The following is a 26002-nucleotide window of genomic DNA, read 5'->3' as shown; positions in this document are numbered from 1 at the left end:
GCTCCCAGCCCGTCAATCAGCGCAGACCTGATTCCAGAAACACTGCGGAACCGGCTTCGCCGGGCCGCAAGTGCGCGCAGCCTTGGGGGAGAGCTAGCTATGCCGCTTCCTTGTAGAAGCCAGCCGCGTTGCTGCCCAGCACCCGTCCGGCCATCGGCTCGACCGCCTTGCCGATCGCCGCGATGTGGTCCGGCGTGGTGCCGCAGCAGCCGCCCACGATGTTCACGAGCCCCTCGGAGGCGAACTCGTGCAGCAGGCGCGAGGTGACCTCGGGCGTCTCGTCGAAGCCGGTGTCGCTCATCGGGTTGGGCAGGCCTGCGTTCGGGTAGCAGCTGATGAAGGTGTCGCCGGCCACGCGCGCCAGTTCCTGGATGTAGGGGCGCATCAGCGCCGCGCCCAGCGCGCAGTTCAAGCCGATGGCCAGCGGCTGCGCGTGGCGCACGCTGTGCCAGAAAGCGGTGACGGTCTGGCCGCTGAGGATGCGGCCCGAGGCATCGGTCACCGTGCCGCTGATGATGAGCGGCAGGCGCTGCCCGCTGTTATGGAAATACTCGTCGACCGCAAACAGCGCGGCCTTGGCGTTGAGCGTGTCGAAGATGGTCTCGACCAGGATCACGTCGGCGCCGCCCTCGACCAGCGCCTCGGTCTGCTCGTAGTAGGCCGCACGCAACTCCTCGAAGTTGACGTTGCGCGCGCCCGGGTCGTTCACGTCGGGGCTGATGCTCGCCGTCTTGGGCGTCGGGCCGAGGGCGCCGGCCACGAAGCGCGGCTTGTCGGGCGTGCTGAACTTGTCGCAGGCCGCGCGCGCGAGCTTGGCCGATTCAAGGTTCATCTCGCGCGCCAGATGCGCCATCTTGTAGTCCTCCTGCGCGATGGTGGTCGCGCCGAAGGTGTTGGTCTCGATGAGGTCGGCGCCCGCCGCGAGGTAGCCCTCGTGGATGTCGCGGATCACGTCGGGCCGCGTGAGCGACAGCAACTCGTTGTTGCCCTTGATGTCTCGCTCGAAGTCCTTGAAGCGCTCGCCGCGGTACTGCTCTTCCGTCAGCTTGAAGCGCTGGATCATCGTGCCCATGGCGCCGTCGAGGATGGCGATGCGCTTGGCGAGGATGCCGGGCAGGGCCTGGCCGCGGGTATAGACAAGGGGCTTCATAACCTCCTATTCTCGCTCGCCCCCAGGCTACGCGCACTTCGTGTCGCTTCTCCTCCCCCCTACCGGGGGCAACGCCAGTCGCCCGGCAAAGCCGGTTCGACGGCGTTCCACCTGAACACCCAAGGCCGTTGACGTCAACGGCCTTCGACGAAGGCCAGCACCGCCTCGATCATCCGCCGCACGTGCGGCTGCACGCCCGCCGCCACCTCGGGCAGGTAGTCGAAGGGCAGCTTCTCCTGCATGTAGCTCGACTGCGTCATCTCCAGCTGCACCGCGTGCACGTTCTGCGCGGGGTTGCCGTAGTTGCGCGTGATGTAGCCGCCGGTGAAGCGGCCGTTGAGCACGCCGGTGTAGCCGGTGGCGCTCTCGGCGATGCCCAGCAGCGTCTGCGCCAGCGCCGGGTCGCAGCTGATGCCCTTGCCAGTGCCAAGGTTCAGGTCGGGCAGCTTGCCGTCGAAGAAGCGCGGCAGCACCGAGCGGATCGAGTGCGCGTCCCACAGCGCGGCCACGCCGTGCTGCGCGCGGATGCGGGCGAGCTCCTCGGCCAGCTTGGCGTGGTAGGGCTGCCAGATGGCGTCGCGGCGTTCGGCGACTTCCGCGTCGCCCGGCACGTCGGCGGGGTCGGCATACAGCGGCGTGTCGTCGAAGGTGTCGACCGGGCACAGGCCCGTCACGCTCTGGCCGGGGTAGAGGCTCGCGCCGTCCGGCGGACGGTTCAGGTCGATCACGTAGCGCGAGTGCGTCGCCACCAGCACAGAGGCGCCCAGTTCGTCGGCGAAGTCGTAGAGCCGCTCGAGGTGCCAGTCGGTGTCGGGCACCTGGCGCGCCTCGTCGGTCAGGCGCGCGGCCAGCGCGGGCGGCACGTGCGTGCCGACGTGCGGCATCGAGATCAGCAGCGGGCGGGTGCCCTGGCGGAAGCGGAAAGGCGGTTCGGCGGTGGTGAAGGCCATGGTGGGGTCGATCAATCCTGGAGTAGTTGGGTGCGCGCGGCCACGAAGGCGGCGGCGGCTTCATCGTGCAGCACGTGGCGCCCGGCCGAGACGCGCGGCCGGCCCGCGACCCAGACGCCCTCGACGGCCGAGGTGCGATGGCTCGCGAAGACGTGGGCGGAAAGCATATCGGGCGCGCTCAGGCCCTGCAGCGCGATGTGCGAGGCGTCGAGCACCGCGAAATCGGCCTGCTGCCCTGCCGCAAGCCCGCCCGTGGCGCGGCCAGAGGCCCTCGCCCCGCCCTGCACCGCCTCCAGCGTGAGCGCGGTCGCGACGTGCGGCTGCGCCGCGCTGGCGCCGACGTTGCGCTGGCGCTTCGCAAGGCGCTGGCTGTATTCGAGCATCAGCAGCTCCTCGGCCGCATTCACGCTGGCGTGGCTGTCGGAGCCCACGCCCCAGGCGCCGCCGTGGCTGCGCCACTTGGCGAAGTCGAAGATGCCGTCGCCCAGGTTCGCCTCGGTGGTCGGGCACAGGCCCGCCACCGCGCCGCTGCGGGCCGCGTATTCGTATTCGGCGTCGTTCATGTGCGTGGCGTGCACGAGGCACCAGCGCTCGTCGACCGGGGCGTGGTCGAGCAGCCACTCGACGGGGCGCAGGCCGCTCCAGGCCACGCAGTCGTCCACCTCCTTGGTCTGCTCGGCGATGTGGATGTGGATGGGCGCGGTGCGGTCGATAGCTTCGAGCCCCGCGACGGCATCGCGCAGGCCCTCGGGCGGCACGGCGCGCAGCGAATGCGGCGCAAGGCCCAGGCGCGCGCCCTGCGCGTCGCACTGCGGCTTGAGCGCTTCGAGCAGGCGCAGCATCGATTCGGTGGAGCGCACGAAGCGGCGCTGCCCTTCGGTGGGCGGCTGTTCGCCGAAGCCGCCGGTCTGGTAGAGCACCGGCAGCAGCGTGAAGCCGATGCCCACCTTCTTCGCCGCGCGCAGCAGCGCGAGGCTCAGCGTGGCGTCGTCGGCGTAGGGGCGGCCGTCCAGGTCGTGGTGCACGTACTGGAACTCGCACACGCCGGTGTAGCCGGCTTCGAGCATCTCGGCATAGAGCCAGGTCGCGATGGCTTCCATGTGCTGCGGGCCCAGGCGCGCGGCAAAGCGGTACATCAGCGTGCGCCAGCTCCAGAAGCTGTCGTGCTGCTCGGCGCGGTGCTCGGTGAGGCCCGCGAAGGCGCGCTGGAAGGCGTGCGAATGCAGGTTGGGCATGCCCGGGATCACGGGGCCGCTGGCAGCCTGCGTGTCCGTGGGCCGTTGCGCGCCGGCCTGCACCTGCGTGAGCCGGCCCGCGTCGTCCCACGCCAGCAGGACGTTGCGGGCCCAGCCTTCGGGCAGCAGCGCGTCGGCTGCGAATAATTTTTGCGTCATTCCTTGGCTCCGATGGCGATGCGCCCCTGGCGCACGACTGCACGTACTGGCTGCTGTCCGAACCAGTAGGCGAGCTCGGCCGCCTCGCGCACGTTCCACAGCACGAAGTTGGCGGGCATGCCGGGCGTGATGGCGCCGTGCGTGTCCTGCAGGCCCAGCGCGCGCGCGGCGTGCACGGTGACGCCGTCGAGCGCCTCGGGCACGGTGAGGCGGAACAGCGTGCAGGCCATGTTCACCATCAGCAGCAGGCTCAGCGCGGGCGAGGTGCCGGGGTTGTGGTCGGTGGACACCGCCATCGGCACGCCCGCGGCGCGCAATGCGTCGATGGGCGGCAGGTGCGTGTCGCGCAGCGTGTAGTAGGCGCCCGGCAGCAGCACGGCCACGGTGCCGGACTGGCGCATCGCCTCGATGCCCTCGGCCGACAGGTGCTCGATGTGGTCGCACGACAGCGCGCCGTAGCGCGCGGCCAGCGCGGCGCCGCCCATGTCCGAGAGCTGCTCCGCATGCAGCTTCACCGGCAGGCCCAGCGCCTTCGCGGCCTTGAAGACCTGCTCGGTCTCGGCAAGCGAGAAGGCGATGCGTTCGCAGAACACGTCCACCGCGTCGACCAACCCTTCGGCCGCGAGCGCGGGCAGCATCTGGTTGCAGACGAGGTCGATGTAGTCGCCGCTGCGACCCGCGTACTCGGGGGGCAGCGCATGCGCGCCGAGGAAGGTGGTGCGCACCGTCACGCCATAGGCCTCGCCCAGGCGCCGCGCCACGCGCAGCTGCTTGCGCTCGTGCTCCAGCGAGAGGCCGTAGCCCGACTTGATCTCGATGGCGCACACGCCGTCGGCCAGCAGCTGTTCGAGCCGCGGCGCCGACTGCGCGAAGAGCGTGTCTTCGTCGGCCTCGCGCGTGGCGCGCACCGACGAGACGATGCCGCCCCCGGCCTTCGCCACTTCCTCGTACGTGGCGCCGGCCAGGCGCATCGCGAATTCGTTGGCGCGCTGGCCGCCGTAGACCAGGTGCGTGTGGCAGTCGACCAGCCCCGGCGTGACGAGTGCGCCGCCGCCGTCGTGCGGCTTCAGCTTGGCGAACTCGGCAGGCAGCGCGCTTCGGGCGCCGACCCAGCGGATCGCGCCCTGCTCCACCACGATGGCGCCTTCGACGTTCGCGTCGGCGGCAAGGCGGATGCCGGTCCAGAGGCCGTCGGCCGAGGGGAATTCGTTGACGGGTTTCATCGTCGTTCCTGTTGTTGCGTTGGCAGCTCAGGCCGGCAGGATGCGCACCGCGAGCAGCCGTGCCTCGGGGCCCTCGGGCAGTGCATGCCAGGCCCGTGCCCCGTCGGTCCACTGCAGGCCCTCGCCTTCGCCGAAGACTTCGTCGTCGAGGCGCCATGCGCCGCGAAGCGCGAGCAGCACGCCGTGCGGCGCGGGCGCGAGGGCCGCGGCACGGTCGAGCACACGCACGTCGGCGCGCCATTGGCCACGTCGCGTCATCACGTTGAAGTCGTTCGAGGCGCCGCCGAGCAGTGTGCAGTCGATCGGCTCGTCGCCGCTGAAGGCGAAGGGCTGCAGCGCAACGTCGAGCCGATGCTCGATGCGCCCGTCATGCGTGAAGAGCCGCACGCCGTCGCCTTCGAGCAGCGTGATGCTGCGGTCCACGCCCGCGAACACCGAGAACGGCCCCGCCGCCGCGATGGTGGCGATGCTCACACGCCAGCCGAAGCTGTCGAGCCCCGTGCCCTGGGGCCAGCTGGCGATCTCCTGCGTGGTGCCGCCGCCGTTTTTCCATGGCGTGGCGGGCAGCGAGGCGCGCGAGAAACGACGAAGCACGCCGCTCATCGCACCATCCCGCCCTGGCGCAGTCGCTGCTCGAAGTGCCGCAGCACCAGCGTCATCGTGCCGGTGAGCACGAAGTACACGACCGCGATGGCCAGATACACCTCCAGCGAGCGGTACGACACGCTGATGATCTTCTGCCCCTCGTGCATCACGTCGTGGATGGTCAGCAGCGACACCAGCGCCGAGTTCTTGATCAGCGCGATGAACTCGTTGCCCAGCGGCGGGATCATGCGCACCACCGCCTGCGGCAGCACGATGTGGCGCATCGCGAGGCCGGGCGTCATGCCCAGCGACTGCGCCGCCATGGTCTGGCCCTTGTCGATCGACTGGATCGCGCCGCGCACGATCTCCGACACGTAGGCGCCCGAGTACACGCCGAGCCCCAGCACGCCGCACACGAAGGCCGGCAGCAGGATGCCGAAGTGCGGCAGGCCGAAGAACAGAATGAACAGCTGCACCAGCAGCGGCGTGCCGCGGATGGCCGCCACGTAGGCCGTGCATGCGCCGTAGAGCCAGCGCCGCTTCGGGTTCAGCCGGCCAATGCCGACCAAGAGGCCCAGCACGCAGCCCAGCGCGAGCGCGCAGGCGGTGATCTCCACCGTGACGAGCGCACCGCGCAGCAGGTCGGGCCAGCCTTCCCAGACGGGCGAGAAATCGAGATCCATGGCGGGCTTACTTGGCAGCCGTGCTGAACCACTTCTTGACGATCTGGTCGTAGGTGCCGTCTGCCTTGAGCTTCTCGATGGCGCCGTTCACCGCCTTGGTCAGCTCTGGCGTGTCCTTGCGGATGGCCATGCCGTATTCCTCGGTGGTGATCTGCTCGGGCAGCACCTTCAGGCCGCCGCGCGTGCGCACGTACTGGTAGGCGGCGGGTTTGCCGGTCACGGCGGCGTCGGCGCGGCCGATGTCGACGAGGTTGAACATCTCCTGGTTCTTCTCGACTTCCATCAGCTGAACCTGCGGGAATTTCTCCTTCGTGTAGCTCACCGACTTGGTGCCCACCTGCACGCTGACCTTCTTGCCGTTGATGTCGGCCGGCGTCTTGATCGCGGTGTTGCCGTCCTTCACCATCACGACGAGGCCGCCTGCGTAGTAGGGCACGGTGAAGTCGACCACCTTCTTGCGCTCGTCGGTGATGTAGATGCCCGAGACGGCCATGTCGAAGCGCTTCGAGATCAGGCCCGGCACCAGGCCCTTGAAGTCGATGTCGATCCACTCGATCTTGCGGCCCAGCGTCTTGCCGATGGCCTCGACCAGCTCCACGTCGAAGCCGGTGCGCTTGCCGTTCTCCACGAACTCCATCGGCGGGAAGGTCGCGTCGGTGGCCACGCGCAGCGGCTCGCCCTGCGCGTGCGCGGCGCCCGCGAAACCGAGGATGGCAAGGCCGGAAAGAGTGGCGGCGACGATGGAGCGGCGGGTGTTCATGGCAGGAGCTTTCGTGGTGAGGAGGAGGAGGAAAGAAGGAAGGAAGAGGAAGGAGAAAGAAAACGAGCGGCGCCGCTACTGCAGCGCCCGCGAGATGCGCGCCGCCGTGACGACGGTCATGTGCAGCAATGCAGCTTCCATGCCCTCGACGCGCGTGAGCGGCGCCATCAGCGTGATCGCGCCGCGCAGGCGCCGGCCCGAAGAGAGCACCGGCGCGCTCGCGCCCCACACGCCGGCGTCGACCTCGCCGTGGGTCACGGCATGGCCGGCCTCGCGGATGGCGTCGAGTTCGGCCGCGCGCTCGGCGCGGCGTTCGGGGCTCTCGCCGAGGCCGTCGAGCAGGGCGTCGCGCTGGTCGAGCGGCATGTGGGCCAGCAGGCACTTGGCGCTGGCGCCGTCGCGCGCGGGCACGCTGCGGCCGCGGTCGAAGGAGCAGCGCAGCGACTGTTCGCTGTCGATCATCTCCAGGCACACGACGCGCTCGTTCACCGCCGTGACCAGCGCCACGCTCTCGTGGCTTTGCTGCGCCAGCAGGCGCATGTCGGCGCGCGCCGCCATCACGAGGTCGGAGTTGCCGTCGAAGCCGGTGGCCAGTTGCACGCTGACTGGGCCCGGCGAGTAGCGGCCGTCGGACTCCATCACGAAGCCCCAGCGGCGCAGCGTGGCGATCTGCCGGTACAGCGTGCTCTGCGACAGGCCGGTGGCCCGCACCAGCTCGGCCGCCGTCATCGCCGCCTTGCTCTGCGCCAGCACCGACAGCACGAAGAGCGCGCGGTCGTTGGCGGGGGCGTCGGTCGGGGTCGTCATGCGATCGGTCGGATGGATGGAACCGGCGTGCAGTATCTTGCCCGCCGTTCCCACTTCCAAGCCCGTATTCCCAGCGAGTGGGAATGGGCCTGCTTTTTCTTTCTACCTTCGGCTTAAGGCTGCGCCGTTTTTCGTGGCGCCACCCGTCGTCACTTCCTCACTTCTCACTTCACCATCGGCAGCTTCAGGCCCTGCTTCTTCGCGGTGGCCACGGCGATGTCGTAGCCCGCATCGGCATGGCGCATCACGCCGGTGGCCGGGTCATTGAAGAGCACGCGCTCGATGCGCTTTGCCGCCGCGTCGGTGCCGTCGCAAACGATCACCACGCCCGAGTGCTGCGAGTAGCCCATGCCCACGCCGCCGCCGTGGTGCAGGCTGACCCAGGTGGCGCCGCCTGCCGTATTGAGCAGCGCGTTGAGCAGCGGCCAGTCGCTCACCGCATCGGTGCCGTCCTTCATCGCTTCGGTCTCGCGGTTGGGGCTGGCCACCGAGCCGGTGTCCAGGTGGTCGCGGCCGATGACGATCGGCGCCTTCAGCTCGCCGTTCTTCACCATCTCGTTGAAGGCCAGGCCCGCGATGTGGCGCTCCCCCAGGCCCAGCCAGCAGATGCGCGCCGGCAGGCCCTGGAAGGCGATGCGCTCGCGCGCCATGTCGAGCCAGCGATGCGTGTGCTTGTTCTCGGGGAACAGCTCCTTGATCTTGGCGTCGGTCTTGTAGATGTCCTCCGGGTCGCCCGAGAGCGCCACCCAGCGGAACGGGCCCTTGCCCTCGCAGAAGAGCGGGCGGATGTAGGCCGGCACGAAGCCGGGGAAGTCGAAGGCGTTCTTCACGCCCTCGTCGAAGGCCACCTGGCGGATGTTGTTGCCGTAGTCGACCGTGGGAATGCCCATGGCCTGGAAGTCGAGCATGGCCTGCACGTGCACGGCGCAAGACTTGGCTGCTGCCTTCTTGAGCGCATCATGCTGCGAGGCGTCCTTCATGGCGGCCTGCCATTGGGGCACGCTCCAGCCGGCGGGCAGGTAGCCGTTGATCAGGTCGTGCGCGGAGGTCTGGTCGGTCACGAGGTCGGGCTTCAGGCCACCGGCCTTGGCGCGCTTCACGAGTTCAGGAAGGATCTCGGCCGCGTTGCCCAGCAGCGCGATCGACACGGCTTCCTTCGCGTCGCAGTGCTGCTTGATGAGCTCGAAGGCATGGTCGATGTCGCGTGCCTGCTTGTCGACGTAGCGGGTGCGCAGGCGGAAGTCGATGCTCGACTGCTGGCACTCGATGTTCAGCGACACCGCGCCCGCCAGCGTGGCGGCCAGCGGCTGCGCGCCGCCCATGCCGCCCAGGCCGGCCGTGAGGATCCACTTGCCCGCGAGGCTGTTGTTGTAGTGCTGGCGGCCGGCCTCCACGAAGGTCTCGAAGGTGCCCTGCACGATGCCCTGGCTGCCGATGTAGATCCAGCTGCCGGCGGTCATCTGGCCGTACATGAAGAGGCCCTTGCGGTCGAGCTCGTTGAAGTGCTCCCAGTTGGCCCACTTCGGCACGAGGTTCGAATTGGCCAGCAGCACGCGCGGCGCGTTCTCGTGCGTCTTGAAAACGCCCACGGGCTTGCCCGACTGGATGAGCAGCGTCTCGTCGTCGTTCAGTTCCTTCAGCGAGGCGAGGATCTGGTCGAAGCAGGCCCAGTCGCGCGCGGCGCGGCCGATGCCGCCGTACACCACCAGGTCCTGCGGGCGCTCGGCCACCTCGGCGTCGAGGTTGTTCTGCAGCATGCGGAAGGGAGCCTCGGTGAGCCAGCTCTTGCAGTTGAGCTCGCTGCCGCGCGGGGCGCGGATCACGCGCGTGGGGTCGTGGCGCGGGTCGGTGGCGGCGGGGTTGTTCAGGGCAAATTTGTCGGGAGCGTTCATGGCGGGTTCTCCTAATCGGGGTGTGTTTTACGAGTGGCTGGGCAGGATGTCGAGCAGCGCGGCCGGCAGCTCGGCCTTCAGCGCCCACTGGCGCATGGCTTCAATGTCGGGGGCGAGGTAGCGGTCGGTCTCCAGGAAGGCGACCTTCTGGCGGATGGCGGCGAATTCGGCTTCGACCAGCGGCGAGCTCTTGAGCTTGCGCTTGAGCTCGATGCCCTGCGCGGCGGCCATCGCTTCGATGCCGACGACCACGGCCGTGTTGTTGACCATGTCGGCCAGGCGCCGGCCCGCGAAGGTGGCCATCGACACGTGGTCTTCCTGGTTCGCGGAGGTGGGCAGGCTGTCGACGCTGGCGGGGTGCGCGAGCGACTTGTTCTCCGAGGCGAGCGCCGCGGCCGTGACCTGCGCGATCATGAAGCCCGAGTTGAGGCCGCCGTCGCGCACGAGGAAGGGCGGCAGGCCCGAGAGGCCGCTGTCGAGCAGCAACGCGAGGCGGCGCTCGGAGATCGCACCCACTTCGCTCACGGCCAGCGCCACGATGTCGGCCGCGAAGGCGACGGGCTCGGCGTGGAAGTTGCCGCCCGAGATGACCTCGCCCGTGTCGGTGAAGACCAGCGGGTTGTCCGATGCGGCATTGGCCTCGATCACCAGCACGCGCGCGGCGTGCGCGAGGTTGTCGAGGCAGGCGCCCATCACCTGCGGGATGCAGCGCACGGAATACGGGTCCTGCACGCGGCCGCAGTCGGCGTGCGAGGGAACGATCTCGCTGCCTTCGAGCAGCGTGCGCACCGCGCCCGCCACCGCGATCTGGCCCGGCTGGCCGCGCGCGGCGTGGATGCGCGCGTCGAAGGGCTTGATGGAGCCCTGGATGGCTTCGAGCGACAGCGCGCCCGACATCAGCGCCGAGGCGAACACGTCTTCCGCACCGAAGAGACCCGCCAGCGCGAGCGCGGTCGACACCTGCGTGCCGTTGAGCAGCGCGAGGCCTTCCTTGGGGCCGAGCACGAAGGGTTCGAGGCCGATGTGCTTCATCGCCTCGGCGCCGCTCACCACGCGGCCGTCGGGCAGCGTCGCCTCGCCTTCGCCGATCAGCACGCAGGCCAGATGCGCGAGCGGCGCGAGGTCACCCGAGGCGCCGACCGAGCCCTTGGCCGGAATGCGCGGCATCACGCCCGCGTTGAACAACGCCAGCAGCGCATCGGCCAGGGCCGGACGCACGCCCGAATGGCCGCGCGCCAGGCTCACCGCCTTGGTCGCGAGGATCATGCGCACGACAGGCGCGGCCAGCGGCTCGCCGGTGCCCACGCTGTGCGAGAGCACCAGGTTGCGCTGCAGCTCGGCCAGGTGGTCGTTGCCGATGCGTGTGCTCGCGAGCTTGCCGAAGCCGGTGTTGATGCCGTAGACGACCTGGTCGTTCTCGACGATGTGGCGCACGGCGGCCTCGGCGCGCTGCATGCCTTCGCGCACGGACGCGTCGAGCGAAAGCTGCACGCCGCCGGCCTGGATGCGACGCAGCGTGGCGAGATCGACCTTGCCGGGCGTGAGGATCAAGTTGGCATCTGGATGGGCGGTGTGTTTGCTTGTCATGTGAACCTGTCTATACAAGTAGTTGCGAGTGAAAGCTGAGGTCTCTGAGGACGAAAAAATCAACCGAAGCTGGGGTTGCCGTCGGCTTTGAAGCGGCTTCCCAGGCTGTAGCGCGAACCGGGGTGCAGGCAGCGCACCCACGTCACGGGAACGTTGCGCGACCAGGTGCGGCGCGTGAGCAGCAGGCACGGGTCGGTGGGCGTCATCGCGAGGCGCTCGGCCTGCTCGGCGTTGGGCAGCACGGCGTCGACCACGTGCTCGATCTGGTCGAAGGGCACGTTGCGCACCAGGTACTCGCTGGGCGGCATCGCGGTGAAGTCCTGCTCGAGGTAGTCGGGCACCACCTGCGGATTGACGAAGCGCTCCTCCAGCTGCACCGGCGTGCCGTTCTCCAGGTGCAGGCACACGCTGTGGAACACCGAGTCGCCGGCGCGCTTGTCGAGCCATGCGGCCACGTCGGTCGAGGCGGCGAGGCGCTCGACCGCGATCATCTCGCAGCGGTAGTCGTGCCCGCGCTGGCGGATCTCGCTGGCGATGTTGGCGATCTGCAGCAGCGTGGACTGCGGCTTGTTCTCCGCCACGAAGCTGCCGACGCCCGCCACGCGCACGATGCGGCCCTGCTCCACCAGCTCGCGCAGCGCGCGGTTCACCGTCATGCGCGCCATGCCGAACTGCGCGACCAGTTCGTGCTCCGACGGCAGGCGGTGGCCGGGCGGCCACGTCCCGTCCTGGATCTTGCGGGAGATGTGATCCATGACTTGCGCGTAGAGCGCGAGGGTCGGCAGGTCGCGTTTCATCTGGCTTTCAGTCAATGCTCCGCCGCGGCCATCGATTCGGCGCGGATCTCTTCGGTCAGGCGCGCCTTGATCTCCATGAACTCCGGCGAGGTCTTGATGGTGTAGCTGCGCGGATGCGGGAAGTCGACCGCGATCTCGGTCTTGATGCGCCCTGGCCGCGCGCTGAACACCGCCACGCGGTTGGCCATGAAGATGGCCTCGTCGATGTCGTGCGTGACGAACAGCACCGTCTTCTGCGCCGACTCCCAGATGCCCAGCAGCAGCTCCTGCATGAGCACGCGGGTCTGGTTGTCGAGCGCGCCGAAGGGCTCGTCGAGCAGCAGCATCTTGGGGTCGTTGGCCAGCGCGCGCGCGATGGCGGTGCGCTGCTGCATGCCGCCGGAGAGCTGCTTCGGGAAGTGGTTCTCGAAGCCGCGCAGGCCGACCTTGGCGATGAAGAACTCGCTGCGCTCCTTCTGGTCGGCCTCGCTCATGCCGCGCTCGCGCAGGCCGAAGCGGATGTTCTGCGCCACCGTGAGCCACGGAAAGAGCGTGTAGCTCTGGAACACCACGCCACGGTCGGCGCCCGGGCCTTCGATGCGCTGGCCATCGAGCAGCACCTGGCCGGTGGTCGGGAAGTCGAGCCCCGCCACGATGCGCAGCAGCGTCGACTTGCCGCAGCCGGAGGGGCCGAGGATGGTGACGAAGTCGTTCTCCTTCACCTCGAAGTCGATCGGCTGCAGCGCCTGCGTGCGCTGGCCCTTGGTGCCGGTGAAGACGCGCGAGACGCCCTGGATGGAAAGTTGGTTCTGCGACATCACAGTGCTGCCCACGCGAAGAGACGGCGGTTGATTGCCTTGAAGGCGAAGTCGGACAAAAGGCCGATGACGCCGATCACGATGATCCCGAAGATGATCTGGCCGGTGTTCAGCAGCGCCTGGCTGTCGGTGATCATGTGGCCGATGCCCGAGGATGAGCCGATGAGCTCCGCCACGATCACGTAGGTCCATGCCCAGCCGAGCACGAGGCGCAGCGTCTCGGCGATGCCCGGCGCCGCGCCCGGGATGAGCACGCGCGCCACGATGCCGCGGCTGTTGGCGCCCAGCGTGTAGGCGGCCTCCACGAGGTCGCGCCGCGCGCCGCCCACGGTGACGGCCACCATCAGCACGATCTGGAAGAAGGAGCCGATGAAGATCACCAGCAGCTTCTGCATTTCGCCCAGGCCCGCCCACAGGATGAGCAGCGGGATGAAGGCCGAGGCCGGCAGGTAGCGGCAGAACGAGACGAAGGGCTCGAAGAAGGCTTCCACGGCCTTCCAGGTGCCCATGGCGATGCCCAGCGGCACCGCGAACACGGCCGCCAGCAGGAAGCCGCCGAACACGCGCCACACGGTCATGCCGATGTCGCCGATGAAGCCGTACTCGGTGAAGAGCAGCCAGCCTTCCTTGACCATGGTCGGCGGGCTCGCGAGGAAGGTCGGCGGCACGAAGCCGCCGAGCGTGGCGATGGCCCACACGAGCACGAAGACGACGAAGAAAGCGAGCCCCAGCAGCACGCGGGCGCGCGTGCCGATGGGTTCGAGCGGCGCGAGCGCGCGGCGGCGGGCCGGCGCCGCGGCCCTGGCGGCGGCCTGCTGCGGCGCAGGCGCCGCGACCGCTGCTGCTGCGGAAGGCATCTGCGACATGGTCTTACTTGACGAAGCTTGCATCGAAGGTGGCCGAGAAGTCCTCGGGCGCCTTGCGGATCACGCCGGCTTCCAGAAGGATGGGCGTGGCCTCCTTCATGAAGCTGGTGAGTTCGCCCGCAAAGAACTTCTGGTTGGCCGCCTTGTCCTGCCAGCGCAGGAAGGCCGACGACTTGGCGAACTGCTCGCCGCTCTGCTTCACGGCCGAGCCCATGAGCTCGTTGGACTTCTCGGGCTCGGCCTTGATCATGTCGAGCGCGTCGAAGTACGACTTGGTGAGCGCGGCGGCGGCCTTGGCGTTGGCCTTGAGCCAGGTGGGCGCGCAGCCGACGGTGTCCATCACCATCGGGTAGTCGAGCGTGGTGGCCAGGATCTTGCCGGCGGCGGGGTTGGCGCGCACCGTCGAGAGGTACGGCTCGTAGGTCATGGCGGCGTCGTTCTGGCCGGCCACGAAGGCCTGGGCCGAGGCCTGCGGCGACAGCGTGGTGGTCTTCACGTCCTTCAGCGTCATGCCGTTCTTGCTGAGCATCCAGGCCAGGCCGAAGTAGGGCGCGGTGCCGGGCGCGTCGACGCCGATGGTCTTGCCCTTGAGGTCGGAGAACTTGCTGACGTCGCCGCGCACCGCGAGGCCGTCGGCGCCGTAGGACTTGTCCATCTGGAAGATCTGCACGATCGGCACGCCGTTGGCGTTCCAGGCCACGTGCGTCTCGACGGTGGTGGCCGCGCACTGGATGGCGCCGGAGGCCAGCGCGAGGTGGCGGTCCTTCTGCGGGATCATCTTGAGTTCGACGTCCAGGCCGTTCTTCTTGAAGATGCCGGCCTTGTCCGCCAGCGAGAGTGGCGCGAAGCCGGTCCAGCCGGACATGCCGAGCGAGATCTTCGTCAGATCCTGGGCGGCGGCCGTTCCGGCCATGCCCGCCGCACATGCGCCCGCTGCAACCAGCGAGGCGAACTTCACAACTACCGTCTTGACCATGGGTACTCCTGGGGTCTGTTCTTTGGGGAAAGGCTCGGCGGCGGCGCCCGAAGGCCGGGTCACGCACGCCTCGCATTGTTGCCAGGCGCCCCAACTTGTATATACAGGATAACCCGAAAGGTCATTTTTGGTGCACTTCCTTCGAAAATGCACCCATTTGCTGTCTAGACAGGAAAGGACACAGGACGGCGGCAACCATTGCAAAGCTCGTGCCACAGTCATATCTGCAGCGCTGGGGGACAATCGACGGCCGCTCTCTTCCTCCCTCCTCCTCCCTTCTCCTCCGTCTTTCCGACTTCCCCCCGCCCGCTGCCCGTGTCCTCCCTCGCCCCCCAACCCATCGACCTCTCCGGCAGCAGCGCTCCTTCCGACATCCTCCACGAGGTCTTCGGCTACGCGCAGTTCCGGGGGGCCCAGCAGGACATCGTCGACCACGTGGTGGCCGGCGGCGATGCGCTGGTGCTGATGCCCACGGGCGGCGGCAAGTCGCTGTGCTACCAGATCCCGGCGATCGCCCGGCAGCGCGCGGGCAAGGGCGTGGCGATCGTGGTGTCGCCGCTGATCGCGCTGATGCACGACCAGGTGGGTGCGCTGCACGAGGCCGGCGTGAGCGCGGCCTTCCTCAACTCCACGCTCGACTGGGAGGAGACGCAGGACGTCGAGCGCCGCATGCTGCGCGGCGAGATCACGCTGCTGTACGCGGCGCCCGAGCGCGTGAACACGCCGCGTTTCCTGTCGCAGCTCGATTCGCTGAAGGAGCGCGGCAAACTCTCGCTATTCGCCATCGACGAGGCGCATTGCGTGAGCCAGTGGGGCCACGACTTCCGCCCCGAGTACCGCGCGCTCACCGTGCTGCACGAGCGCTACGCGGGCGTGCCGCGCATCGCGCTCACGGCCACGGCAGACGCGCTCACGCGCGCCGACATCGTCGAGCGGCTGCAGCTGGAGGACGCGCGCCAGTTCGTCTCCAGCTTCGACCGGCCGAACATCCGCTACACCATCGTCGAGAAGAAGGATGCCACCACGCAGCTGCTGCGCTTCATCGAGCGAGAGCACGAGGGCGACGCGGGCGTGGTCTATTGCCAGTCGCGCAAGCGGGTGGAAGACGTGGCGGTGGCGCTGCGCGACGCGGGCATCAACGCCCTGCCCTACCACGCGGGCCTGGACGCCGCGGTGCGCCAGCAGCACCAGGACCGCTTCCTGCGCGAGGAAGGCATCGTGATGGTCGCGACCATCGCCTTCGGCATGGGCATCGACAAGCCCGACGTGCGCTTCGTCGGCCACCTCGACATGCCGAAGAACATCGAGGGCTACTACCAGGAAACCGGCCGCGCCGGCCGCGACGGCGGCCCCGCCGACGCCTGGATGGCCTACGGCCTGCAGGACGTGGTCAACCAGCGCCGCATGATCGACGAGAGCCCCGCCGGCGAGGAGTTCAAGCAGGTGATGCGCGGCAAGCTCGACGCCCTGCTCTCGCTGGCCGAGGCGAGCGACTGCCGGCGCGTGCGCCTGCTGGGCTACTTCGGCGAGAAGAGCACGCCCTGCGGCAACTGCGACAACTGCCTGAACCCGCCGCAGGTGTGGGACGGCACCGATGCCGCGCGCAAGCTGCTGAGCACCATCTACCGCGTGCAGCAGTTGAGCGGCATCAGCTTCGGCGCCGGGCACATCATGGACATCCTGCGCGGCAAGAGCACCGAGAAGGTCAAGCAGTTCGGGCATGAGCGCATCAGCACCTTCGGCATCGGCGCGGAGTTCAGCGAGGTGGCGCTGCGCGGCGTGCTGCGCCAGCTGATCGCCACCGGCGCGCTGGCGGTGGACGCGGAAGCCTTCAACACGCTGAAGCTCACCGAGGGCTCGCGCGCGGTGCTCAGGGGCGAGACGCCGGTGACACTGCGCGAATCGGTGTCGTCGCCCGCCGAGCGCAAGCCCCGGCGCGAGAAAGCCGCCAAGGGCGCCCCGCCGCCGGCCGCCGCCAAGCTCGACGAGGCGGGCCGCAAGCGTTTCGACGCGCTCAAGGCCTGGCGCGCCGAGGTCGCGAAGGAACACAACCTGCCGGCCTACGTGATCTTCCACGACGCCACGCTGGCCGCCATTGCCGAGCGCGCGCCCGCGACGCTGGAAGACCTGCAGGGCATCAGCGGCATCGGCACCAAGAAGCTCGAGGCCTACGGCAGCGAGGTATTGCGCGTCTGCGAAGCGTTCTGAGGCCGCGCGGCCGCCACCCGTCGACGCTCAGTTCGCCGTCAAGGGCAGCACGACCGGCACCGGCCGCGTCAGCAGGTCGACGTAGAGCTCGAAGAAGCGCGCGTTGTCGAACTTCTTCACCACCGTCATCTTCTGCAGCGTCGACCCGGCGGGCTGCGACGAATAGCCGATCGAGCGGCCGTTGTCGGCGGCGCCCGGCTTGGCGATCACGTCGACGTAGCGCTCCACCGTCTGCGTGGCGTAGCTGGGATCGATCAGGTAGGCCAGCGTGAGCGTGTCCCAGATGTTCTGCGTGTAGTTGGGGTTGGTCTCGAAGCCGTTCTTGCCGTCGAAGCCGTAGCCGTTGAGCTTCTGGAACACGTCGGTCACGGCCGTGGGCTTGGCCGGGTGCGCGATGCGGTCGTAGATGGGCTTGGTGAGGAACACGGTGTCGGTCACGTCCAGCGGCACCACCACCTGCGGGATCGGCAGCCGCACCACGAACTGCGCCGCGTCGGGGTCGAACCACCAGTTGAACTCGGCGGCCTTGGTGGTGTTGCCGGGCACGTCGATGGCGCCGCCCATGTAGATGATCTTCTTGATGAGCGGCACGATCTCGGGGTTCTGCTTCACCGCGAGCGCGATGTTGGTGAGCGGGCCGATGGCCAGGATGGTGATCTCGCCGGGGTTGGCCTTCACGGTGTCGACGATGAAATCGACCGCCGTCTTGCGCTGCACCACGGTGTGTTTCGCGAAGCCGTCGGGCGAGGGCTTGAGGTCGGCGTCGGTCTTGGGCTCGGGGCCGCCCCAGGCGCCGAGGTAGCCGTCGCCGCCAGCACCGGCGGCCATCTCGGCCTGGACGTCGGCGTAAGTGTGGTTCAGCGCGTAGTTCGCGCCCGAGTAGATGCCGATGCGGTCGCCCACGCCCAGGCGCTCCACCGACATCAGCGCATCGGCCACGCCCTGCTTCAGCCACTGGTTGCCCGAGACCACGCTGATGCCCATCACCCGCACCTTGCCCTCGGCCTGCAGCTGCGCGGCCATCACGCCGAGCTGGCCGTCGTCGCTCATGGTGTTGTAGTCGCTGTCGATGATGATCTTCTGCGGGCCGGTGCCGCCGCCCGATCCGCCGCCACCACCGCCGCCCCAACCCGGGCCGAGGCCGATCCCGCCGCCTCCATTGCCACCACCGCCGCAGCCCGCCAATACCGTGATGACGGCGATGAACATCGCCCCGATCCATTTGCGCATCTTTGCTCTCCAGGTACTAGGAAGTTGGTTCTCAGGCCGGGCAAGCCGTGCCGCTCCGAGATACAAACGTTTGCGCAAAGCTTTGCGCAAACGTTTCACCCACTCTACGGCGCTAGCGACAGGGGTGGCAAGCACCAGCGCTAGGGGTTTTCCGCGAGCCCGAAGGTGAGCCCGGGAGGGCTTTCAGAGCCGCTCAGGCAGCTCGCGGCGGCTCAGGCCGGATCGGGCAGGCCGACCAGCCGGTTCTCGCGCAGCGGCGATCGGCCCGGCAGGTAGGGCTGCTCCGCTTCAGGCTCGGCCGCCTTCTCCAGGCCCTGGACGGTCGTCTTGGCGGAGACGGAGCAGGAGCCCGAGCTGCGCAGCGCGAGCGCGGCAGCGAGCCGCGCCTCGGCCTTGTCGCCGAGCTGGTGGCTGAAGTCGTCGGCCACGACGCAGCCGGCATTCGGCGCCATGCCGTCGCCGTAGTCGCCTTCGCCCTTCTGGTTCACGCCCTTGAACTGGATCGCGAAGTAGGTGGTGCCGCAGTTGTCCTGCGGATAGAAGCCGTAGGGCTTGCCGCAGGTGGTGCCGCCGACCAGGTTGACGGTGACACCCACGCCGCGCAGGCTGTTGACGACCGACTCGCTCGCCGAGCAGGTGTCGGGGCCGGTGAGCACGGTCACGCGCGACAGGCCCAGCGTGGGCAGCGGCTGCCCGCTGCGGCTGGTGCTCACGAAGGGCGTCAGGGTCTGCGCGACGGAGAGCCGGAACGGGTTCTTGTCGTTGAAGACCAGCTGCTCGAAGGTCTTGCCCGCGGTCACGGACGGCGAGGCGATCATGTAGGCCAGCCGGCTCGCAATGAGCAGTTGCCCGCCGCCGTTGTAGCGCATGTCGAGCACCAGGTCCTGGATGCCGGCGCCCTGCTTGAAGCTGTTGACGGCGTTGATGAGCTGCGTCTCCGACGTGGTGATGTGGTCGTTGAACAGCAGGTAGCCCACGCGGCCGCTGCCGGTGTCGATGACCTGCACGTTCTGCACCGGCGTGCTGGTGATCTTCGCGGCCGTCAGCTGCACGGGCGATTGCGCCACCCCGTTCACCTCGAAGGTGAAGGTGTGCGATTCGCCGACGGCCTTGGGCGACAGCGCCCCGTTGATCGCGTTGACGTTGGCGGTGCCGGTGCTGCTGACAACGTTGATGCCGTCGATCGTGAGGATCTTCGCGCCGCGCAGCAGTCCCGCAGTGTTGGCCGGCGAATTCGGCTCGACGAAGGCGATGCGGATGTCGCGCGGGGGCGAGCTGCGTATCGCGGCCGTCTCCATGCCGTAGCCGGCGGAGACGCCGCCCTGCGTGAGTTGCCGGTAGGCCTCGGTGTCGTAGGTGAAGTGGAAGCGGTCCTTGGCGCGGCCCGAGGGCGTGGTGGCCGTCGTCTTGAGCACGTTGAACCAGGTGACGGGCGTGGCGTAGTCGGCGGCCTTGAGGGTGGTGGGCACTTCGCCGTACCAGAGGTAGGTTTCGTCGATCCAGCCGCGCACCCAGCTCTTCTCGTTGTCGAGCGTGCCGCCGCGGTCGGGGTAGGCCGCATTGGTGTCCGGATTGATGCCGCTGCGCGGCGATGCGCACAGGCCCGCGACAGTGGCCGAGGCGACGATGCCGTCGCCGCTGCTCGGGGGGGTTGTTGCCGGTGGCGTCGTGGTGCCGGGGATCAGGCCGATCGGCAGGCCACCGCCGCCGCCCCCTCCTCCACCGCCCCCGCAGCCCGCCAGGAGGAAAGCGGCAGCGAGCGCCGCGCCGGCGGCAGCCCATGCACCTGGAAGCGGCAGCTGCCGCGCGTCGTCGACCTTGCGAGATCCCACCATGCGCTCCTCCTCTTGCCCGCGATGGCGGGCGGATGTTTTCGTTCTGCGCGGCGACGGCCGCCCGCGCCTTCGGCTTGCCGCCGATGCCGGCGCTACTGCACGAAGCCCATGCCGCGCGACTCGCGCACTTCGGGCTTGATGCGGTGCTCGGCCTCGAGCTGGTCCAGGAACTCGCTCGCGGAGAACTCCGCCGCGAGGATATCGGTCTGTCGTTTCACCGCGGCGAAATCCCCTGGGCACAGCTGTGCCAGCTGAGCGAGCCGCGAGCGCATGGCATTTGTCATGAGCTCGGCGTCGCCCGCGAGCGCCTCGGTGATGAACATGCGCTCGCGCTGCGCGGCGGTCAGCGGCATGAACTTGATCTTGAAGGTGAAGCGCCGCAGCGCCGCCTGGTCGAGCCGGTCGAGCAGGTTGGTGGTGCAGACGAAGACGCCGTTGAAGCGCTCCATGCCCTGCAGCATCTCGTTGACCTCGGTGACCTCGTAGGTGCGCTGCGCGCCGCGGCGGTCCTGCAGGAAGCTGTCGGCCTCGTCGAGCAGCAGCACGGCCTTTTCTGCCTCTGCCTCGCGAAACATGGCGGCCATGTTCTGCTCGGTCTCGCCGACGTACTTGCTCATGAGGTCGCTGGCCTGCTTCACGATCAGCGGGCGGCCCACGGCCTTGGCGATGTGCTCGGCCAGCGCCGTCTTGCCGGTGCCGGGTGCGCCGTAGAAGCACAGCGTGCCGTGGCCGCGCGCCTTCAGCGCCTCGACGATGCGCGGGATCTCGAAGCGGGTCTCGACGTTGAGCATGTCGAGGTCGTAGGTGGTGACGCTGCGGCGCTCGCCGCGCGCGGCGTCGGCGGTGCCGAGGGCCAGGTCGGCGTTGCGCAGCTGGCGCTCGATGAGCGCTTCCATCGAGGCATCGTCCTCGGTGCGGGCCAGCCCGGCGAAGCGCACCGCCGTGCGGATCTGCGCGGGCGTGAGGCCCTTGCGTCCGGCCAGCTTGGCGGTGAAGGCCTCGGACACGACCACGCCTTCGAGCGTCTTCTTCACGAGCTGCTCGCGCGCGCCCGGCGGCGGCGACTTGAGTTCGAGGTGATAGGCGAAGCGGCGCCGGAATGCCGGGTCGATCTGCTCGATGCGGTTGGTGACCCACAGCGTGGGCACGGGGTTGGCCTCGAGGATCTGGTTGACCCAGGCCTTGCCGCTGACGCTGCCGCTGGTGGGCGCCGGAATCTGCTCGGCGCGCGCCATGAACTGCGCGGCCTCGGTGCTGATGGGCGGGAACACGTCCTCGACCTCGTCGAACAGCAGCGCGGCCTGCGCGCTGCCCTTGAGGAACACCTGCGCGATCTGCAGCGAACGGTAGCGGTCGCGGCCGCTGAGCGAATTGCCGTCGCGGTCGGCGTACTCGACCTCGAAGAGCTCGAGCCCGGCGGCCTGCGCGACCACCTTGGCGAGTTCGGTCTTGCCCGTGCCGGGCGGGCCGTAGAGCAGCACGTTGACGCCCGGCTCCTTGCGCGCGACCGCCGCGCGCAGCAGCCTGACGAGCATCTGCGCGTCTTCCTGCACGAAGGAGAAGTCGTGCGGCGTGAGCGCGCTCTTGGCCGAGGGGCGCGTGAACACGGCCATCAGCTCGTTGTGGTCGCGGTACTCGCGCATGAGCACCGGCGGCAGCTTCTCGCTGACCTTCATCAGGTCGGCGAGGTCGGTGATGTTGTGCTCCGAGATGAGGTTCTCGACGAGCCCGATGCGCTCGAGCCGCGAGCCGGCGCGCAGCGCCTCGCCCACGTCGCTCGCGTTCACGCCGGCGATGTCGGCGATGGCGGCATAGGCCTCGGGCGCGTTGTTGACCTTGAACTCGACCAGCAGCGAGCGCAAGTCGCGCTGGTAGCGCGCGAGCGTGCCGTACAGCAGCAGCGCGCGCTCGGCCTTGTTGAGCTGCAGCAGGCCCGCGAGGGCATCGATGTTCTTCTCGACCAGCGTCGACTGCTTTCGCAGCGCATGCGTGAGCCAGTCGCGCGTGACGGCCAGCACCGAGAGCAAATCCTTGGGCTGGTCCTTCGCGTATTCGTCGAGATAGAAGAAGAGCGTGCCTTCCTCGTAGGGACCGCGCCACACGCCGTGGCGCTCCAGCAGCGTGCGGCCGTCGAAGTCTTCGACGCCCTTCCAGGCTTCGTTGCCCGCGCAACGCCGCCCCAGGAATTCGCGCAGCCGCTGCAGCACCGCGGCGGGCCATACCAGGTGCCGCCCCGTGAGCGAGAGCAGGCCGTTGATGTCACGCCGCACGTTGAAGCGCGGCCCTTGCTTGGCGGCCAGGGTCAGCACGAAGTGCGAGCACATGAGCTCGAGCACCGGTGCTTCCTTGAGCCCGGGCGACGGCAATGCCTGCCCGCGAACCGCAGCAGCCACGACATCGACACCCGCACGCTTGGCCATCAGGCAACCTCCAACGAGGACAATTTCGGAGAGACCATAACGCAGACTTTTGGCTTCGGGAAGACCGTGAAAGGGGAAAAACCCTGATGGGTGCGATTCCAGCCACAATGCGCGGCATGGTCGGAATCCAGGAAATCGAACGCGCCGCGGCGCGCCTCCAGGGGCAGGTGCTCAACACGCCGTGCGTGGAATCACGCACCCTTTCGGAAATCGTCGGCGCGCAGGTGTTCCTGAAATTCGAGAACCTGCAGTTCACATCCTCGTTCAAGGAGCGGGGGGCGTGCAACAAGCTGGTGGATCTTTCCGAGAACGGTACACGCGGAGTGATCGCCATGTCTGCCGGCAACCATGCGCAGGGTGTGGCCTATCACGCGCAGCGGCTCGGATTGCGGGCGCTGATCGTGATGCCGCGCTTCACGCCCGGCGTGAAGATCGAACGCACGCGAGGCTTCGGCGCCGAGGTGGTGCTGCACGGCGACACGCTGGAAGCCGCTCGTACCCATGCCTTCGAGCTCGCGCAGCGCGAGGGACTGACCTTCGTGCACCCTTACGACGACGAGGCGATCATCGCGGGCCAGGGCACCGTGGCGCTGGAGATGCTGGACGCCGTGCCCGATCTCGACGCGCTGGTGGTGTCGGTGGGCGGCGGCGGGCTGATCGCCGGCATGGCGGTGGCCGCGCGAGAGCGCAAGCCTGGCATCGAGATCGTGGGCGTGCAGACGACGCGCTTTCCGGCGATGGTCAATGCCGTGAAGGGCACGCACCACGCGCAGGGCAACAGCACCATCGCCGAGGGCATCGCGGTGGGCACTCCTGGCGTGCTGACGCAGCAGATCATCGCGAGCAAGGTCGACGACCTGCTGCTGGTGGACGAAGGCGACATCGAGCAAGGCGTGCTGATGCTGCTCGAGATCGAGAAAACGCTGGTCGAAGGCGCTGGCGCTGCGGGCCTGGCGGCGCTGATCCGGCATCCGGAGCGCTTCAGGGGCAAGCGCGTGGGGCTGGTTCTGTCCGGGGGCAATATCGATCCGCTGCTGCTCGCGGCCATCATCGAACGCGGGATGGTCAGGGCCGGACGGCTGGCCCGGGTGCGGGTCAGCGCGCGCGACGTTCCCGGCTCACTCGCCCGGATCACAGCCACCGTGGCCGAAGCGGGCGCTAACGTCGACGAGGTTCATCACCAACGCGCCTTCACGATGCTGGCCGCGCAGAACGTGGACGTCGAACTCGTGCTGCAGACTCGCGGGCGGGCCCACCTGGCTGGCGTGCTGGCTGCGCTGAAGGACGCCGGCTTCGAGGCGGAAGAGCAGCATTGAGCTGCAAGATCAACCCTGGAATGCCCCATTCGGGGGCTCGCAACCCCCTAGACCGGCTCCGGGCGCCCCGCCGGTAAAATGCCATCAGTTTGTCAATTGCGTATTCGAGGAATTTCCCGATGTCCAATCCCACTCCCGTCGAGCCGAGCCAAGGCGCGGCCGTCGAACACGATGCCGTAGAGTCGGTCGTTCACCTGATGCCGCTGGTGCTTCCCCTGGCCGGTGGCGTGCTGATGCTGCTGCTGGCTTCCATCGCCGTCTACATGGCCTGAAGCTGACAGGCGTTAGCGCCTTTGTCTGCGGGCGGTGCGGCCCGCATTGACGCAATCTCCCGAAGCGAAACGTTTTCTCAAACGGACCTCCGTGCCTGAGCTGGCGCGGCGTCCCGTTCGGAAAGACGATTTTTCAACTTAGGAGATTTTCCGATGAACGCACCCACGATGAAGGGCCTCACCATTCAGGCGCCCTCATACGTCAAGAACGCAAAGCTGATTGCCTGGGTGGCCGACATGGCCGCGCTGTGCAAACCCGAAGCCATCCACTGGTGCGACGGAAGCAAGGAAGAGTACGACCGCCTGTGCCAGCAACTGGTCGACACCGGCACCTTCCGGAAGCTCGATCCCGCCAAGCGGCCCAATTCGTTCCTCGCGCTGTCCGATCCGAGCGACGTCGCGCGCGTCGAAGACCGCACCTACATCTGCTCCGAGCAGAAGGAAAACGCTGGCCCCACCAACAACTGGATGGCTCCCGCCGAGATGCGCGCGACCCTGCAGCCGCTGTTCGACGGCTGCATGAAGGGCCGCACGATGTACGTCGTGCCCTTCAGCATGGGCCCGCTGGGTTCGCCGATCGCCCACATCGGCATCGAGCTTTCCGACTCGCCCTATGTGGCGGTCAACATGCGCATCATGACCCGCATGGGCAAGGCCGTTTACGACGTGCTGGGCGCCGATGGCGATTTCGTGCCCTGCGTGCACACCGTTGGAGCGCCGCTCGAGCCCGGGCAGAAGGACGTCTCCTGGCCGTGCAACAAGACCAAGTACATCGTCCACTACCCCGAGACGCGCGAGATCTGGAGCTATGGCTCCGGCTACGGCGGCAACGCGCTGCTGGGCAAGAAGTGCTTCGCGCTGCGCATTGCCTCCAACATGGGCCGCGACGAGGGCTGGCTGGCCGAGCACATGCTCATCCTGGGCGTGACGAATCCCGAGGGCAAGAAGTACCACGTAGCAGCGGCCTTCCCCAGCGCCTGCGGCAAGACCAACTTCTCGATGCTGGTGCCGCCGGCAGGCTTCGAGGGCTGGAAGGTCACGACCATCGGCGACGACATTGCCTGGATCAAGCCGCAGGCTGATGGCACCCTGCGTGCTATCAACCCGGAGGCCGGCTATTTCGGCGTCGCGCCGGGCACCAACATGCTGACCAACCCGAACTGCATGCGCAGCCTGGACCAGGGCGTGATCTTCACCAACGTCGCGCTGACGGACGACGGAGACGTCTGGTGGGAAGGCATGGAGCAGGACGCACCCGGCAAGGCGCTGCCGGCGCACCTGATCGACTGGCAAGGCAAGGACTGGACGCCGCAGATCGCCAAGGAAACCGGCGCGAAGGCCGCCCATCCGAACGCCCGCTTCACGGTCGCCGCGACCAACAACCCCGCGCTCGACGAAGCATGGGACGACCCGAAGGGCGTGACCATCGACGCTTTCATCTTTGGCGGCCGCCGCTCGAACACCGTGCCGCTGGTGACGGAAGCCCGCAACTGGGTCGAAGGCGTCTACATGGCGGCGACGATGGGCTCCGAGACGACTGCAGCCGCGGCCGGCCAGCAAGGCGTGGTCCGCCGCGATCCCTTCGCGATGCTGCCCTTCATGGGCTACAACATGAGCGACTACTTCCAGCATTGGCTCGACCTGGGCATGAAGCTCGAAGCCTCGGGCGCCAAGCTCCCGAAGATCTACACCACGAACTGGTTCCGCAAGGGCGCCGACGGCAAGTTCGTCTGGCCTGGCTATGGCGAGAACATGCGCGTGCTGAAGTGGATGATCGATCGCGTCGAGGGCAACAAGACCGAAGGCGTGGAGCACATCACCGGCATCAGCCCGCGCTACGAAGACCTGAACTGGACTGGCTTGAACTTCAGTGCGGAGCAATTCGCCACGGTGACCAGCATCGACAAGGCGGCCTGGCAGGCTGAGCTGAAGCTGCATGCCGAATTGTTCAAGCAGCTGGAGCACCATCTGCCGAAGGAACTGCCGGAGACGAAGGCTGCGATCGAGCAGCGTCTGGCGGCCTGATAACAAGCGGCTCTGAAAGCAAAAGCCCGGTGGCGATGCCATCGGGCTTTTTTGTTGTCGCGAATTTTGTGGTCGGTCAGCTAATCGAGTTGGCTGACCCAGGCGCAATCTCGGAATCGACGCCTTATCCGACAGCGATTCGCAAGCGTTTTTTCGGCGATGTCGAACTGGACCGACTGACTGAAGACATCTTGGGGGAATTGATAGCGGCAGGCGCAGCCAGGATGGA

General features: G+C 68.1%; 21 protein-coding genes and 1 pseudogene. 5 read left to right on the top strand and 17 right to left on the bottom strand.

Features of this window, described 5'->3' with window-relative positions; translation table 11 throughout:
- Nucleotides 1-97 precede the first annotated feature (97 nt).
- The 14 genes from FHT32_RS16080 to FHT32_RS16015 form a co-directional block, all read right to left on the bottom strand.
- Nucleotides 98-1150 (bottom strand): homocysteine S-methyltransferase family protein, encoded by a 1053-nt coding sequence (locus tag FHT32_RS16080; protein WP_176665619.1) that lies wholly within the window; start codon nt 1148-1150, stop codon nt 98-100.
- 134 nt (nt 1151-1284) lie between these two features.
- Nucleotides 1285-2100, bottom strand: a complete 816-nt coding sequence (gene hutG, locus FHT32_RS16075; RefSeq protein WP_176666072.1) for an N-formylglutamate deformylase — start codon at nt 2098-2100, stop codon at nt 1285-1287.
- Nucleotides 2101-2111: 11 nt separating this feature from the next.
- A complete protein-coding gene (locus tag FHT32_RS16070; RefSeq protein ID WP_176665618.1) occupies nt 2112-3494 on the bottom strand; it encodes a formimidoylglutamate deiminase in 1383 nt (460 codons plus the stop codon).
- Entirely contained in the window at nt 3491-4717 is a 1227-nt protein-coding gene (gene hutI, locus FHT32_RS16065; RefSeq protein ID WP_176665617.1) for an imidazolonepropionase, read from the bottom strand. Before hutI ends, FHT32_RS16070 begins: the two co-directional genes overlap by 4 nt.
- 27 nt (nt 4718-4744) lie before the next feature.
- Nucleotides 4745-5320, bottom strand: a complete 576-nt coding sequence (locus FHT32_RS16060; RefSeq protein WP_176665616.1) for a HutD family protein — start codon at nt 5318-5320, stop codon at nt 4745-4747.
- Complete coding sequence (locus tag FHT32_RS16055; protein ID WP_093307471.1) at nt 5317-5985, bottom strand: amino acid ABC transporter permease; 669 nt, start codon at nt 5983-5985, stop codon at nt 5317-5319. Before FHT32_RS16055 ends, FHT32_RS16060 begins: the two co-directional genes overlap by 4 nt.
- Nucleotides 5986-5992: 7 nt before the next feature.
- Complete coding sequence (locus tag FHT32_RS16050; protein WP_176665615.1) at nt 5993-6745, bottom strand: transporter substrate-binding domain-containing protein; 753 nt, start codon at nt 6743-6745, stop codon at nt 5993-5995.
- A 75-nt stretch (nt 6746-6820) separates the two neighbouring features.
- Nucleotides 6821-7552 carry an IclR family transcriptional regulator gene (locus tag FHT32_RS16045; RefSeq protein ID WP_176665614.1) on the bottom strand — a complete coding sequence of 244 codons (732 nt, stop codon included), beginning with the start codon at nt 7550-7552 and terminating at the stop codon, nt 6821-6823.
- 164 nt (nt 7553-7716) lie between these two features.
- Nucleotides 7717-9444 (bottom strand): urocanate hydratase, encoded by a 1728-nt coding sequence (gene hutU, locus FHT32_RS16040; RefSeq protein ID WP_176665613.1) that lies wholly within the window; start codon nt 9442-9444, stop codon nt 7717-7719.
- 27 nt (nt 9445-9471) lie between these two features.
- Nucleotides 9472-11031 carry a histidine ammonia-lyase gene (hutH, locus tag FHT32_RS16035; RefSeq protein ID WP_176665612.1) on the bottom strand — a complete coding sequence of 520 codons (1560 nt, stop codon included), beginning with the start codon at nt 11029-11031 and terminating at the stop codon, nt 9472-9474.
- Nucleotides 11032-11090: 59 nt separating this feature from the next.
- Nucleotides 11091-11828 (bottom strand): histidine utilization repressor, encoded by a 738-nt coding sequence (gene hutC / locus FHT32_RS16030; protein ID WP_176665611.1) that lies wholly within the window; start codon nt 11826-11828, stop codon nt 11091-11093.
- Nucleotides 11829-11839: 11 nt separating this feature from the next.
- Entirely contained in the window at nt 11840-12625 is a 786-nt protein-coding gene (locus tag FHT32_RS16025) for an ABC transporter ATP-binding protein (protein ID WP_176665610.1), read from the bottom strand.
- Nucleotides 12625-13515 carry an ABC transporter permease gene (locus FHT32_RS16020; RefSeq protein ID WP_176665609.1) on the bottom strand — a complete coding sequence of 297 codons (891 nt, stop codon included), beginning with the start codon at nt 13513-13515 and terminating at the stop codon, nt 12625-12627. The genes FHT32_RS16025 and FHT32_RS16020 overlap by 1 nt, the downstream gene beginning before the upstream one ends.
- Complete coding sequence (locus FHT32_RS16015) at nt 13496-14467, bottom strand: ABC transporter substrate-binding protein (RefSeq protein ID WP_176665608.1); 972 nt, start codon at nt 14465-14467, stop codon at nt 13496-13498. The genes FHT32_RS16020 and FHT32_RS16015 overlap by 20 nt, the downstream gene beginning before the upstream one ends.
- Before the next feature lie 315 nt (nt 14468-14782).
- Here FHT32_RS16015 and recQ point away from each other — a divergent pair, with 315 nt between their 5' ends.
- Nucleotides 14783-16675 (top strand): DNA helicase RecQ, encoded by a 1893-nt coding sequence (gene recQ, locus FHT32_RS16010; protein WP_176665607.1) that lies wholly within the window; start codon nt 14783-14785, stop codon nt 16673-16675.
- 27 nt (nt 16676-16702) lie between these two features.
- On the opposite strand, the gene FHT32_RS16005 is transcribed toward recQ, so the two are convergent.
- The 3 genes from FHT32_RS16005 to FHT32_RS15995 all read right to left on the bottom strand — a co-directional run bounded on the left by FHT32_RS16005 (nt 16703) and on the right by FHT32_RS15995 (nt 22160).
- Nucleotides 16703-17905, bottom strand: coding sequence for a nucleoside hydrolase (locus FHT32_RS16005; protein WP_176665606.1), 1203 nt, complete (start codon nt 17903-17905; stop codon nt 16703-16705).
- Nucleotides 17906-18117: 212 nt separating this feature from the next.
- Nucleotides 18118-19740, bottom strand: coding sequence for a S41 family peptidase (locus tag FHT32_RS16000; protein ID WP_176665605.1), 1623 nt, complete (start codon nt 19738-19740; stop codon nt 18118-18120).
- Nucleotides 19741-19832: 92 nt separating this feature from the next.
- The gene (locus FHT32_RS15995) at nt 19833-22160 is read right to left on the bottom strand and encodes an ATP-binding protein (RefSeq protein ID WP_176665604.1); all 2328 of its coding nucleotides are present in this window, start codon (nt 22158-22160) and stop codon (nt 19833-19835) included.
- 116 nt (nt 22161-22276) lie between these two features.
- On the opposite strand from FHT32_RS15995, the gene FHT32_RS15990 reads away from it, so the two are divergent.
- From FHT32_RS15990 to FHT32_RS34800, 4 genes and pseudogenes are all read left to right on the top strand, one after another.
- Nucleotides 22277-23476 (top strand): threonine ammonia-lyase, encoded by a 1200-nt coding sequence (locus FHT32_RS15990; protein ID WP_176665603.1) that lies wholly within the window; start codon nt 22277-22279, stop codon nt 23474-23476.
- Between the two features lie 119 nt (nt 23477-23595).
- Nucleotides 23596-23748 (top strand): hypothetical protein, encoded by a 153-nt coding sequence (locus FHT32_RS15985; RefSeq protein ID WP_176665602.1) that lies wholly within the window; start codon nt 23596-23598, stop codon nt 23746-23748.
- 153 nt (nt 23749-23901) lie between these two features.
- Nucleotides 23902-25773: a phosphoenolpyruvate carboxykinase (GTP) gene (locus FHT32_RS15980; protein ID WP_176665601.1), complete on the top strand. Its 1872-nt coding sequence runs from the start codon at nt 23902-23904 to the stop codon at nt 25771-25773.
- Between the two features lie 29 nt (nt 25774-25802).
- A pseudogene (locus FHT32_RS34800) lies at nt 25803-26002 on the top strand (hypothetical protein); the annotation flags it as partial.

It is taken from the genome of Variovorax sp. SG517 (genome assembly GCF_013376045.1).
Taxonomy (GTDB): Bacteria; Pseudomonadota; Gammaproteobacteria; order Burkholderiales; family Burkholderiaceae_C; genus Variovorax.
This window is presented reverse-complemented; position numbering and strand designations above follow the sequence as displayed.